The sequence below is a fragment of the Corallococcus sp. Z5C101001 genome (assembly GCF_007352635.1).
Classification (GTDB): Bacteria; Myxococcota; Myxococcia; order Myxococcales; family Myxococcaceae; genus Corallococcus; species Corallococcus silvisoli.
Genome location: NZ_VKLU01000003.1, coordinates 437,535 through 450,461, shown reverse-complemented (window position 1 = coordinate 450,461; position 12,927 = coordinate 437,535). Strand labels below are relative to the sequence as shown.

The window sequence follows — 12,927 nt, the reverse complement described above, 5'->3', positions numbered from 1 at the left end:
ACGCTCCTGGAACCGCTGCTGGAGCAACTCCGGGACGTTCTGGAAGTAGGCGATGCGCTCCGTTTCCTGGTCACCCATCTGCGTAAAGCCAAAGAAGCCGGGGATGAGATAGATGCGGTGACTGGCCATGCAGGAAAGCCTAACGTGAGGAGAGCCCCTGGCGGCGGAGCGCGGGCCCAACGTGAAGTCCCGAACCCTTGTCCCGGACGGCGGGGCGCTTCACCCGAAACGGAAGATCGTCTCGGCGAGGAGCCGGGTCGGGGGCCATCACTGCATCAAGCAGGAAAGACTGCCAACGGGCGACTGCGGAATCACCCTTGCCGTCCCAGTTGAGCGTAGCCTCCATCGCCACGCCCCGGCGCGTTCCCGGTTGACTCTCGCAGTGACCATCGTGGAGCCCACCGGATTGCTCTTGCCGCCCCCAGGACGCAGTCCGGCATCCGGGGCGGCACGGCCAGGGGAGGCCGTGCCGTCCTGACCCGCCGTGGATCAGGACAGGAGTTCGACGTACCCGTCCGTCCCATGCACGCGGATCCGCTGCCCGTCCCGGATCCGCCGGGTGGCATGCTCCACCCCCACGACGGCTGGCAAACCGTACTCCCGTGCGATCACCGCGCCATGGGTCATCAGGCCTCCCACCTCCGTCACCAGTCCCTTGATCGTGACGAACAGGGGCGTCCAGCTGGGGTCCGTGTAGGGGGTGACCAGGATGTCGTCCGGCTCGAGCTCGGCCCCCGCCATGTCCAGCAGGACGCGGGCCCGTCCCTCGATGGTCCCGGCGGAGACCGGCAAGCCGACCAGCGCGCCGGCCGGGAGGTCGTCGCGCCGGTACGACCCGTTGATGACCTCGCCATCCGATGTGAGCACCCGGGGCGGCGTGAGCGCTTGATACGACCTGAACGCGTCCTTGCGCTGGCGGATCAGCGACTCATCCACCTGGCTCGTGCGCGCGACGTCGTGGAGCTCCTGGAACGTGAGGTAGAAGATGTCTTCCTTCTCACGGAGCACCTGGGCTTGTACGAGGCGCTCGGCTTCCTCCAACAGGGCCTGCTTGTAGACGAAGTAGCGGCTGATGATTCCGTACTTCGGATACTCCCGGTACCCGATGAAGGTCCGGACCCGGTCGATCATCCGCTTGGCCTCTGCGGCCTTCTCTTCTCCTTCCGGCAAGGTCCGCAGGCGCGCCAGCAGCTCCTGCTCCTTCTTCCAGGCCTCCTGTCGCCCCTGCTCGAAGCGCCGCTTGCCGGCGCCCGGCTCGAAGTTCTTGATGTTGCCGAGGAGGATGGGCACGAGCGTGGTGGGGCGCTCGCCCCAACGTGGCTTCGTGATGTCGATCTCACCGACGCAGCGCATGCCGTACTTGTCGAGGTAGGCCTGGATGGCGTCTCGCGCCTCCTGACCGCCCGAGAGGCTGGCCAGTTCATCCAGGAAGTCCTCACCCTCGACGTGCTGCAGAAAGGCCACCACGTTCGGATGCGGGCGGATCACGTCCGCGACGTCCAGGAGCGCCAGCCCCATCTCCGACGTGACGTTATGGGGGACGGACTGCGTGAGCGTGTCCGCCGCGCTCTTCTCGCCCAGCCACGCCTGCATGTGCTCGTTGAGCCACCAGGTGGCCTCCATCGCCGACATGATCACCTGAACGCTTCGCGGATCGCTCAAGAGCCGCTTCAGCTCCTGGATGTCCGACACGATGAAGTCGAACAGCGCCGCTCCGGACCGGGTCTGGATGTCGCGCTTCAAGGCCGCGAGGGAGGACTGAGTGCGCCCGACCAACTCGTCGACGATGGCCGGATGGGGCTCGAGCGGGGCGGGCGCGCCGCCAGCCGGCGTCCTGCCGGGGCCGGCGTCCGGGAGCGACCGGATGAAGTCGCCGCGTCCAAGGACCGTCTGGAGCGCGTCCGTGAACAGCGGCTCGGATTTCCCCATGAGCTCCAGCAGGGCCGCGCGGCTCGCTGGCGACGCCAGGACCCGGGTGACGTCGACGAACAGTCTCCCGCCGGCTTCGTGCATCGGCCGCAAGGCTGTCAGCTGGAACAGCGAGAGCCCCAGGGGCTTCATGGCGTCGGTCATCATCTGCTGATGACCGACGGAGAGGTAGACGTGGTTCTCCGGGTCGCCGGCCGCGGGAATGGGGAACAGCGTGGTGATGGGCCGGCTCTGGACGAACTGGAAGTCATCGTCGACCAGGCACCATTCGATGTCCTGGGGACGGCCGAAGTGCGCTTCGATCCGCCGGCCCAACCGCGCGAGTCGCACGACCTGCGCGTCCGTCAGCGCCGGCTGTTGCCGCAGCGCGGGCTCGAGCTCCTGGTGCTGGGTCCCGCCTGTCGGCGAGGCGTGGATGGCGAGCTGCTTGGCGCCGACCGTCCTGGCGATGACCTCTCCGTCCCGCACCTTGTAGCTGTCCGCGTTCACCAGGCCGGAGACCAGGGCCTCGCCGAGGCCAAAGCTGGCCTCCACGGAGGCGACCTTCCGGTTGGAGGTGATGGGGTCGGCCGTGAACAGGATGCCGGCCGCCCGCGGGAAGACCATCCGCTGCACGACCACCGCCATGCGGACCTTCCGGTGGTCGAAGCCGTTCCGCACGCGGTAGGTCACGGCCCGCTCGGTGAAGAGCGAGGCCCAGCACCGGCTGACGTGCTGGAGGATCGCCGCCGTCCCCACGACGTTCAGGTACGTGTCCTGCTGGCCCGCGAAGGAGGCCGTCGGCAAGTCCTCCGCCGTCGCGCTCGAACGGACGGCGCAGGCGACATGCTCGCCGAGCCGAGCGAGCGAGCGGGTGAGCTCCGCCGCGAGGTCATCAGGGATGGCGGTCCCCTCGAGGGTCTCGCGGAGCTCGGCGCTGAGCGCACGGAGCTGTTCCCGGTCGTCCAGCTTCAGGCGCGACAGCCGCTCGAGCTGGTCGTCGACCGACGGCGCTTCCGACAGGATCCGCTGGAAGGCGTCCGTCGTGACGCAAAAGCCAGCCGGCACGCGGATGCCGTCGATCCGCGAAAGCTCTCCCAGATGCGCGCCCTTGCCGCCAACGACCGGGACCTGCGTCAGGTCGAGCTCATGGAAGCCCAACACGTAGTCGCCCATCCGTTCACCTCACTGTCAGGAAGGGGCGGCACTTTACTCCTGACCGCGGAGTGAAGTGCACCGACGCTCGTGGGGGCCGCTTGTCAACCCATCAAGCGGCCCGGCGAAGGCGGGCGTCACGCGCTGCTGCTGCGATAGCCCACCCTTCTCAGCCGCGCGTGGCTGTTGACCACGAGCAAGCCCGTGAGCACGAGCGCCGCACCCGCGAGGAACGAGGGGGCGAGGTGTTCGTCCAGCAGGAGGGCCCCCATCGCCACGCCGAAGAGCGGGGTCATGAACGAGAGCGCACCGAGCTGCGCGGCTTGATAGCGCGTCAACATCCAGAACCAGACCAGGTAGCTGATGAAGGACACGATGATGGCTTGGTAGCCCAGGCTCGCCCAGCCGAGCGCCGTGCCGTGAAAGTGGAGCTGGCCGGTCATGGCCGCGAGCGGCAACAGCACGAGGAACGCGCCAAGGAGTTGGTAGAACAAGGTCTGCGCCGCCGGCGCCTCGCTCAAGCGGCTGACGCGGATGGCGACGGTCGTCAGCCCCCACGCGGCTCCGCCGCAGACGCCCATCAGGTCGCCGACGAGCTGACCCCGTGACGCGGACGCGCCGGCGTTCATCGGACCGAAGAACGTGACGACGATCCCCGCGAACGCGAGCCCGATGCCCATCCACTGAGTTCGCGTCAAGCGCTCCTCCGGAATCCGGAGGTGGAGCCCCAGCGCCGCGAACATCGGCGCCGTGTAGAGGAACATGACCATGTGCGACGCCGTGGTCCAGCGCAGCCCCTCGGCGATGAGCAGGAACTCGACGCAGAAGAGGGCTCCGACGACGAGCCCAGGTCCACGCGCGACGCCTGACAGCCACTTGTCCTGAGCGACGAAGCGGCTGAACAGCCACACCAGCACGGCCGCGACACCGGAGCGCAGCGCCGCTTGCAGGATGGGGGAGACGTCGTTGGCGACGGCCTTGATCGCGACCTGCTGCAACCCCCAGAAGAGGCAGATGACAACCATGGCCGCCGAGGCAGGCGCGTCTACCGGCCTTCTCATGGGGAACCGCCAGTGAGCAACATGCGCCTGTCGTAGCCCATGGGTTGATTCGAAGTATATAGCGCGGAACCGCCATTCGATATCGCTGGGCCGCCAACGCCATGAAACACGTTAGAGCAGCAACTCCCCGGCATCTGAGACTTCCGCCCTTCACCGACGCGTTGCCGGCGCCGGTGTTCTTCCGGATGGAGCGGATGCCCTCGAACGCGACGTATCCGTCGATGACGCACCGCTGGGGTGAGTTCGTCTACTCCTTCAGTGGAGTCACGGAAGTCACCGCGGGCGAGCAGCATGTGCTGGCGCCGCCGCACCTGGGCCTGTGGATACCGGCTGGCACCGAGCACATCGGCTTCAACGACGAAGAGGCGGTGCACTGCTCCATCTACATCCGTCGGAACTTGTGCACGCACATGCCCAAGCAGCTCTGCGCGGTCATCGTGTCCCCGCTCGTGCGCGCCATCCTCGAGCACTTGCGCGACCATTCGCCAGGAGCCGAGGAGGCGCCCGTGCGTGCGAGGCTCCTGCGAGCGCTGGTCGACCAGCTCTCCACTTGCGCCACCACGGGGAGCTACGTCCCGCACACCGCGGACGCGGAGCTCGACGCCGTGCTCTCCGCGCTCAAGAGCAACCCCTCCGACAGTCGCTCGCTCGGCGAGCTGGCCAAGGCGTTTCACATGAGCGAACGCACGCTGATGCGCCGGTGCGAGCGCGAGCTGGGCATGTCGCTGACCGAGTGGCGTCAGCGACTCCGGCTGGTGAATGCGTTGCCGCTGTTGCGCGCGGGACGGAGCGTCGAATCGATCGCCGTGGAACTCGGCTACGCCACCTCGTCGTCATTCATCGCGATGTTTCGCCGACTGATCGGCACGAGTCCGAGGCGGTTCGTCACGCAGGCTCCGCCGCATCCCAAGGAGAAGGCGCCGGCGCGCGTTCGAAGCAGTCGGCGGTGAGCGTGCCGCCCCCCCGGCGAAGGCGACGGCCTTCAGTCATGGCGGAGCGCGACGAGCGGATCCACGCGGGACGCTCTCCACGCGGGCAGCGCGATGGCGGCCAGGGACACCCCCAGGAGCAGCGCGGGCGCCGCGACGAAGGAGAGCGGATCCAGCGCGCTCACTCCGTGCACCAGGCTGGACACCACCTCGGTGAGGCCCAGGGCCCCGCACAGGCCCACGGTGGCGCCCGCGACCACCGGCAGCAGGCCCTGGCGCAGGACGAGCCGCACCACGCGTCCTCGCGTGGCTCCCAGTGCCAGCCGCACCCCCAGCTCGCGCGTCCGCTGGCCCACCAGGTAGGACAGCACGCCGTAGATGCCCACGGCGGCCAACACCAGCGCCAGCGCCGCCATCGCCCCCAACAGCACCATGTTGAAGCGCTCCGAGCCCAGTGAGCGCGCCAGGTGGTCCTCCAGCAGCAGGGTCTCCGTCAGCGGCTGCTGCGCGTCCACCGACCCCAGCTCGCGCCGCGCCGCCGCCACGATGGCCGCGTGCCCACCCGGCGCGCGCACCAGGAGCTGCTGCGGCAACATGCTCACGATCATCCGCGTGAACGTCGCGGACAGCTGGGACGGGGGCACATAGACGATGTTCGGCGCCTCGGCGTCCAGCCCGTTCTCCCGCACGTCGCGCACCACGCCCACCACGCGCCGGGGCACCTGATCCCCGAAGGGGACGGAGTGTCCCACCCGGATGTGTTGCCCGATGGGCTCCTCGCCTGGCCAATACCTGCGCGCCGCCGTTTCGTTGATGACAGCCACGGGCTCGGAGCCCACGCCGTCCGACACCGCCAGGAGCCGGCCCTTCATCAAGCCAACGCCCAGCACACCGAAGTAGTCCGCGGTCACGGGCCGCAGCTGCGCGCCGCCTGTCCCCGGGCCGTCGTCGCGCCCCTCGTACTTGCCTTCGATGATGAAGCCCAGGCTCGGGCCCTGCTCCATGGGCAGGGTGGTGGCGAACGCCGCGGCCCGCACCCCCGGCAACGCCTCCACCCGCTCCACCATCTGCCGGTGGAAGCGCTCCAGCGCGGCGGGGTCCGCGTAGCGCCCCTCCGGGAGGGACATGCGCAGCACGTGCACGTCCCGAGGCTCGAAGCCGGGGCTCGTTCGGCTCAGCGACGCGAAGCCCCGGATGAGCAGCGCGGCCCCCACCAGCAACACCACCGCGAGCGCCACCTGCCCCGCCACCAGCCACGCTCGTGCCCGCCCGCTCGCGGGCCCCCCCGTGGTTCGCCGCGCCCCCTCTCGCAGGGCCCCGGACAGGTTGGGCCGGGAGGCCTGGAGTGCCGGCAGCACGCCGAAGAGCAGGCCCGTGACCAGCGCCGCTCCCGCCGTGAAGGCCAGCACCGCGCCGTTGATGCCCACGCCCTGCGGCGCCGGCAGCCCGGCGGGCGCGAGGGACAGGAGCGCCGGCAGGCCCACCGCCGCCAGCAGCAGCCCCAGCCCCGCGCCCAGCAGGGACACGAGCACGCTCTCCGTCAGCATCTGCTGGATCAGCCGCGAGGGCGCCGCGCCCAGGGCCGCGCGCACCACCAGCTCCCCCTGACGGGCGGCGGCCCGCGCGAGCTGCAGGTTGGCCAGGTTCACGCAGGCGATGAGCAGCACCAGCGCGACCGCGCCCAGCAGCATCCACAACGCACCGCGCAGGTCGCCCACGAGGTAGGTGTGCAGGTCCTCCGCGACGAAACTCCGCTTCGCGTCCACCAGCGCGGGCGAGTCCGCGCGCATCCGAAGCGACAGCGCCTCCATGGCCGCGTCCACCTGGGGCCGCGAGAGCCCCGGCTTCGTCCGCGCGGTGATGAACATGGAGTTGGAGTCATCCCGGTTGGTGAGGTCCAACTGGAGCGGCGTCCAGAGCTGGACGCCTTCGGGATAGCGGAAGGTCGCGGGGGCCACGCCCACCACGGTGTAGAGTTCGTCGTTCAGCGTCAGCGTCCGGCCCACCACGTCCGCCGCGCCCTCGAACTGGCGCTGCCACAAGCCGTGGCTGAGGATCGCCACCCGCCCGGCACCCGGCACGTCTTCCTCGGGGAGGAAGTCCCGCCCTCGCTCCATCCGCACGCCGAAGGTGTCGAAGAAGGTCCGCGTCACCCGCATGCCCGACAGCCGCTGGGGCACCCCATCTCCGATGAGGTTGAAGCCACTGGGGAAGCAGTCGTAGGCCGTCACGTGCGACAGCACCGACGCCGCCTGCGCGGACCACCACGCATAGCGCCCGATGGAATGCATCGGGGTGTTGCCCCCCGGCCCCTTGCGCACCAACTGGACGAGCTGCTCCGGCTCCCGGTAGGGCAGGGGGCGCAGCAAGACGCCGTGCACCACGCTGAAGATGGCGGTGTTGGCGCCAATCGCCAGCGCCAGCGTCAGCACGGCCACGAGCGTGAAGCCCCGGCTCTTGAGCAACATCCGGACGGCGTAACGCAGGTCATCAAGCACGGTGGACATGGCGCGGCACCTCTCCCAGGTGCGCTGCCCTACGGCCCGGACTCCCCGCGATTGCCACGGCCCGGGCCAGGGCGTGCCGCCACGCGTGTCTCCAATCCCTGACACCCCGTGCTTCAGGTCTTGAGCTTCCGGGGGACGCATTCCAGATTGGCGGCTTTCCTTGACGGGAGCCTGCGATGAAGAAGCGTTTCGGGAACCTCTGCGGTGCCTTGCTCTTCCTTTTGCCCACCCTCGCTGTCGCGGAGACGACGTGGGTGTTGGAGGCGGGCGTGCCCGTGGTGGGGACGGGCGGTGGCTACGTCTTCCGCCAGTTCCAGTTGACCACGGGCGTCTGGCCGGTCGCGCCAGGGCACTCGGTCGGCGTCGTCTACACCTGGGACCACTGGCAGACGACGCAGTGGGGCACGCTCACCTGGCGGAACAACACCCCCAATGCCTCCGGGAGCCAGGACGAGGTGTGGGCGGGCCGCTTCAATGTTCCTCCGACCGTCTCCTTCACGGCCATCGAGTACGCCATCTACGTGGACGACGCGTCCGGCCACCGCACCTGGAACAACAACAACGGCCAGAACTTCGTTGTTCAGTGAGGTCGCCACTCCCCCTTCCCGGTGAGAGGCCCGGCAATCCAGAGCGGATTGCCGGGCATGGACCTTGGCTGGGCGGGGGGCTGATGCCCTCGCTCAGGGCACCCGCACCGAGTTCTGTTCCAGCGAGGGCGCCAACACCGCGCGCCACGCCGGGAACTGGCCTTCGGTGAGCAGGCCGGTGGCGGTGAACACGCCACTCGCCCCCTCATAGCGGTTGCGGTCCATGACCAGGCTGGGGCGGTACTGCGCGCGGCCCAGCCGGACGAACAGCCGCATGTCGCGGAGGATGTTGTCGGTCACCACGAGCCCGGTGACGACGAGCGGTTCGTCCGCGGCGAGCCGCAGCCCGGCGTCCGCCGTCCTCGCCACGGTGTTGCTCAGCACCCGCACCCCGTTGGCCTGCACGACGCGGATCCCCTGACCGTTCCCCCGGTTCGCGTAGTTCACGATGTCGGTGATGGTGTTGCCCCGGAGCAGGATGTCGATGGGGTGCTCCACCGTCGAGGTGCCCCCCACGGAGATGCCGCGGCCGGCCTCGGAGATGGTGTTCCCGACGATCTGTACGTTCGTGGCGCCGTCATGGATGACGACGGCCTCCGCCGCGGAGGAGTTCGCCTGCCAGGGGTAGCGCGCCAGATTGGGGAACCGGGAGATGGTGTTTCCCCGCACGTAGACGTAGTCGCATCCCTTGATGTCGACGCCGTTCTCGCCAGCGTCGTGCAGCTCGTTGTGCTCGATGTACATGCTCGTGGGCCGGTTGCCCTCCGTCTGGCATTGCACGGAGTCACCCGACGTGTCGTGGATGGTGTTTCCTTCGATGAAGATCTCCCGCGCGGCGTTCTTCAACACCACCCCATGGGAGTCCGTCCCCGACTTGGAGAAGTCGTAGATCTCATTGTTGTCGACGAGGGCGTTCTGGGCCTCGTTGATGACGACCCCGCCGCCAGCGGTGCCTCCGTGTAGCTTCGAGTCGCGCAGCTGTGTGCAGTACGTGTTCCGGTCGAACTGGGCGCCGAAGGAGGCCTGTCCATTGACGTTCACCTCCAGCGACTGGAGGATCCAATAGGGCTGGCTCAGCGCCACCAGGCTGCCGACCACGCGCGCCGGCGATGGGACGATGACCGGGGGGGCGGCCGGGTCGCCCCTCAGGACGATGGGCGCGGTGGCCGTGCCCGCCTGGGAGGTCGTGGGGCTGATGATGACGGACTCGGGATAGGTGCCCGAGCTCACCTGGATGATGTTGCCCGGGCGCGCGGCCTTCACGCCGGCGGCGATGGTCGCGTACGGGTTGTCGATGGAGCCCAGCGGCTTCGAGGGGTTTCTCGGCCCCGAGTTCGCGACGTACAGCGTGCCGGCCTGGGCCGCGTCCGCCGTGGGACAACGGCTCAGGAAGACCTGCCGCCCGTCAGGGGGCTCATCCAGCTCGGCCCGGGCGGATGCTGGGAGCAGGGCCTCCGCCTTGGGTGCGTCCTCCGCCGCCCATGCCCCTTGCGTCAGCGCCAGAACGGAGAGGAGTGCCGCGCACGCGGACACGGTGGTGATTCCACTTCGATGTTTGATCATGATCTTTGACCCCGGTCAGGAACGAGAGGCGACCAAATTCGCCACCTGCGTGGGTTTGCTCAACTGCCCTGGGCGCCGGAGGGAAGTGCCCTCCAGGGCAGCGGTCCGCCAGCGCACTCAGTCCTCGGCGCTGGAGCGGGTTCTCGGTCCCCCGCCTCGTTCGCGGAAGGGCGCAGGACGACCGTGCCGCGTCGTGACACACGGGGGACAACGGAATGCCGGAGGTGAAGGACCGGCGGCTGCTTCGACGTCAACGGCGGGATGGCTCGTCGGCGGAGCCGGGACGTGACTTCGCCGCGTTCATCGACCGCCACCCCCAGGTCCTTCGCAGGGAACGCCTGGACGACCGCGACTCACGAGCCGTCCTCTTCGGCGACGAAGCGCGGGCTCGCTTCGTCGAACCCGACCCGGGGCTCATCCTCCACGGGCACCCGCTCCGCCGCGCAGCAGCAGCGCCGCGCGTTTGATCGCGGCGCGGATGCGGACATAGGTGCCGCAACGGCAGACATTCTCGCTCATCGCCGAGTCGATGTCCGCGTCGGAGGGGGCCGGGTTCTTTCGCAGCAACGCCACCGCGGACATGATCTGCCCCGGCTGGCAGAAGCCGCACTGGGCCACGTCCTCGGCGATCCACGCCTGCTGCACGGGATGCAGTCCCTCGCCGCCCAGCCCCTCGATGGTCATCACCTCGCGGCCCGCCACGCCGCCCACGGGTTGGAGACAGGGCCGGAAGGCCTCTCCGTCCAGGTGGCTGGTGCACGCGCCGCACACGCCGACTCCGCAGCCATACTTGGGCCCCGTGACGCCCAGCACATCGCGGAGCACCCAGAGCAGGGGCAGGTCCTCGGGCGCCTCCACCGATACCGTCTGACCATTGAGGATGAAGTGATGGGCCGGCATGGGTCAGGCTCCCTCGTCCAGGATGGGGAAGCGGGTGGGCATGGTGCCCTTCGCCCGGGCAATGGCGTTGGCCAGCGCCGCCGCGGCGCTGGGATAGCCCAGCTCTCCCACGCCGCCCACGCGGTCATCCGACCGGACCAGGTGCACCTGGAGGGTGGAGGGGACGTGCTTCATCCGCAGCCAGCGGTAGTCCGCGAAGCTGCCCTCGCGCACCGCTCCCGCGTCGATGTGGATTCCCGCGCTCAGGGTCGTGGACATGGCATCCACGGCGGCGCCCTGGAGCTGCGCCTCGATGCCCTTGGGGTTGATGGGCAGGCCTACGTCCGCAGCGATGACGACGCGCAACACGCGAGGCACCTCTCCCGTGACGTCGACCTCGACCAGGTGCGCGATGGCGCTGTCCCACTCCTCGAGGACCGCGACCCCCTGGGCCACGCCGGGCGGAAGGGACCGGCCCCAGGGGCCCTCCGCCACCACCTTGTTGAGGACCGCCCTGAGCCGTTGAGACTTGAGCCGCGAACGCCGGAGGTCGACGGGATCCACGTGGAGCTCCCGGGCCAGCTGGTCGACGAAGATCTCGTTGGCCACGCCCACCTGGCTGGTGAACACCGAACGGAAGGACGCGGTGGGAATGGGAATCGGTACCTCGGTCAGGCCCTGGCTCACGAAGCCGAACTGATAGGGGACCTGCTGCGTCAGCGTGAAGAACGTCGCGCTGGTCACTTCGGGCAGGACCTCTCCGACGAGCGCGGTGACGACATCTCCGAAGCCATGGGGAAACTCCACGGTGGGGATGACGGCGCGGTGATTCCAGCCCAGCACCGCCCCACCCAGGCCCAGGGAGGCGAGGATGCGATGGTGGCTGGCGGGCCGGTAGTGCCCGTGGCGCATGTCGTCGTTGCGGCTCCACATCAGCTTCACCGGCCGCCCCACGGCCCGTGAGACGAGCGCGGCCTCCACCGCGGCTTCGGGGAAGAACCTGCGGCCGAACCCGCCGCCCGCGCGGACCGCGTGCACCGTCACCCGCTGTGGGGTGAGCTCCCAGCCCAGGGCCCTGGCGACCTCCCGCCGCGCGAACTTCGGATCCTGCGCCCCCAGCCAGACCTCCGCGTGCGCGCCCTGCACGTGGGCCACGCAGCTCTGGGTCTCCATGGGCGCGTGCGCGAGGTAGGGGAAGTCGAAGCGCCCTTCCAGGGTCCGGATCGTGAGCAGCGGGGGCAGGGGCCGGGGACCCACCGCATCCCGCAAGCGGGCCCGGATGTCGACGTCGGACAGCGCCGCCGCCGGTCCCGGCGCCCAGGCGATCCGCAGGGCGTCCCGCGCCGCGAACGCCTGCGCGAAGGTCTGGGCCACCACCGCCACGCCTGACGGAATGGGCACCACACCCACCACGCCTGGCATCGCCCGGGCCCCGGTGGCGTCGAAGGATTGGATGGAGCCGCGCAGCGTGGGGGGCCGCGCCACCACCGCGGGCAGCGCCCCAGGAACGTCGAGGTCCAGGGCGTAGCGCGCCGCCCCGGTGACGATGTCCCGAGCATCGATGCGCCCCGTGGGCCGACCGACGAGCGTGTACTGGCTCGGAGGCTTCGGCACCGGGAGGACCTCTGGCAGCAGCACGCACGCGGCGGCTTCCACCAGCTCGCCATACCCGGCCCGGCGGCCGTCCGGCGCGCGCACCTCGCCGTTGGCGGTGGTGAGGGTGAGGGCCAGCACCCGCCAGCGGTGCGCGGCGGCGGTGATCAACCGGGACCGGGCATCCGCCGCCGCGGCGCGAAGTGGGCCCGCCAGGTAGCGCATCGTGGTGGACAGGCCGGTGAGCTGGATGAGCCAGCGGTCATCCGCGTCGGCGCTGCGCACCTCCACCGAGTCAAGCGGCAGGTCGAGCTCTTCCGCGACCAGCATGGCCACGGCCGTGGTGATGCCCTGGCCCAGCTCCGTGCGGGGCAGGGTGGCGACGGCACGGCCATCCGTCCCGAGGGCGATGTAGAGATTGAAGGGCGCCGCCGCATCCGGCGCGGGTGCCTCCGCCGCCGCGGCGGGAGGGACGTCCAGCCCCAACCGGGCCGCGATCATCAGCGCGGGGGAGGCCACGACCCAGGTCAGGAACCGGCGGCGGTCGACGCCTCCCGGCGCGGCTGCTTCCGATGGGGGCGAATCCGTCATGGCAAGACCATCGCACATCCCACCGACGCGCCAGCGCGGACCCGGCCTGGGGCGTTCAGTGGGCTGACGGAGCCGCTGTCCGGGTGAAGACATCGGCCGCGTCGCATCAGTGGGTCGAAAACACCCAGGGGTGAGATGTCCGCGACATCCATGC

General features: G+C 69.7%; 8 protein-coding genes. 2 read left to right on the top strand and 6 right to left on the bottom strand.

Going from position 1 to position 12,927, the window contains the following annotated elements; translation table 11 throughout:
* Positions 1 to 489: 489 nt before the first annotated feature.
* Positions 490 to 3,084, bottom strand: coding sequence for a rifamycin-inactivating phosphotransferase (gene rph, locus FOF48_RS07865; RefSeq protein ID WP_143899546.1), 2,595 nt, complete (start codon positions 3,082 to 3,084; stop codon positions 490 to 492).
* Between the two features lie 116 nt (positions 3,085 to 3,200).
* Complete coding sequence (locus FOF48_RS07860; RefSeq protein WP_143899545.1) at positions 3,201 to 4,124, bottom strand: DMT family transporter; 924 nt, start codon at positions 4,122 to 4,124, stop codon at positions 3,201 to 3,203.
* 194 nt (positions 4,125 to 4,318) lie between these two features.
* Here FOF48_RS07860 and FOF48_RS07855 point away from each other — a divergent pair, with 194 nt between their 5' ends.
* The gene (locus tag FOF48_RS07855) at positions 4,319 to 5,074 is read left to right on the top strand and encodes a helix-turn-helix transcriptional regulator (RefSeq protein WP_235685449.1); all 756 of its coding nucleotides are present in this window, start codon (positions 4,319 to 4,321) and stop codon (positions 5,072 to 5,074) included.
* Positions 5,075 to 5,106: 32 nt separating this feature from the next.
* Here the strand turns inward: FOF48_RS07855 and FOF48_RS07850 are convergent, their stop codons facing one another.
* On the bottom strand, positions 5,107 to 7,560 hold the full coding sequence (locus FOF48_RS07850) for an ABC transporter permease (protein ID WP_143899543.1): 2,454 nt from the start codon (positions 7,558 to 7,560) through the stop codon (positions 5,107 to 5,109).
* 176 nt (positions 7,561 to 7,736) lie between these two features.
* Between FOF48_RS07850 and FOF48_RS07845 the strand changes: the two genes are divergently transcribed.
* Positions 7,737 to 8,147, top strand: coding sequence for a carbohydrate-binding protein (locus tag FOF48_RS07845; RefSeq protein WP_143899542.1), 411 nt, complete (start codon positions 7,737 to 7,739; stop codon positions 8,145 to 8,147).
* Between the two features lie 93 nt (positions 8,148 to 8,240).
* On the opposite strand, the gene FOF48_RS07840 is transcribed toward FOF48_RS07845, so the two are convergent.
* The 3 genes from FOF48_RS07840 to FOF48_RS07830 form a co-directional block, all read right to left on the bottom strand.
* A complete protein-coding gene (locus FOF48_RS07840) occupies positions 8,241 to 9,710 on the bottom strand; it encodes a right-handed parallel beta-helix repeat-containing protein (protein WP_143899541.1) in 1,470 nt (489 codons plus the stop codon).
* A 414-nt stretch (positions 9,711 to 10,124) separates the two neighbouring features.
* The gene (locus FOF48_RS07835) at positions 10,125 to 10,610 is read right to left on the bottom strand and encodes a (2Fe-2S)-binding protein (protein ID WP_143899540.1); all 486 of its coding nucleotides are present in this window, start codon (positions 10,608 to 10,610) and stop codon (positions 10,125 to 10,127) included.
* Positions 10,611 to 10,613: 3 nt separating this feature from the next.
* On the bottom strand, positions 10,614 to 12,773 hold the full coding sequence (locus tag FOF48_RS07830) for a xanthine dehydrogenase family protein molybdopterin-binding subunit (protein WP_143899539.1): 2,160 nt from the start codon (positions 12,771 to 12,773) through the stop codon (positions 10,614 to 10,616).
* Between the last annotated feature and the right edge of the window lie 154 nt (positions 12,774 to 12,927).

Coding starts and splice junctions, on each gene's coding strand:
- FOF48_RS07840 (WP_143899541.1), bottom strand. CDS start 9,710: ATGATCAAACATCGAAGTGGAATCACCACCGTGTCCGCGTGCGCGGCA.
- FOF48_RS07850 (WP_143899543.1), bottom strand. CDS start 7,560: ATGTCCACCGTGCTTGATGACCTGCGTTACGCCGTCCGGATGTTGCTC.
- FOF48_RS07830 (WP_143899539.1), bottom strand. CDS start 12,773: ATGACGGATTCGCCCCCATCGGAAGCAGCCGCGCCGGGAGGCGTCGAC.
- FOF48_RS07860 (WP_143899545.1), bottom strand. CDS start 4,124: ATGAGAAGGCCGGTAGACGCGCCTGCCTCGGCGGCCATGGTTGTCATC.
- rph (WP_143899546.1), bottom strand. CDS start 3,084: ATGGGCGACTACGTGTTGGGCTTCCATGAGCTCGACCTGACGCAGGTC.
- FOF48_RS07855 (WP_235685449.1), top strand. CDS start 4,319: ATGCCCTCGAACGCGACGTATCCGTCGATGACGCACCGCTGGGGTGAG.
- FOF48_RS07845 (WP_143899542.1), top strand. CDS start 7,737: ATGAAGAAGCGTTTCGGGAACCTCTGCGGTGCCTTGCTCTTCCTTTTG.
- FOF48_RS07835 (WP_143899540.1), bottom strand. CDS start 10,610: ATGCCGGCCCATCACTTCATCCTCAATGGTCAGACGGTATCGGTGGAG.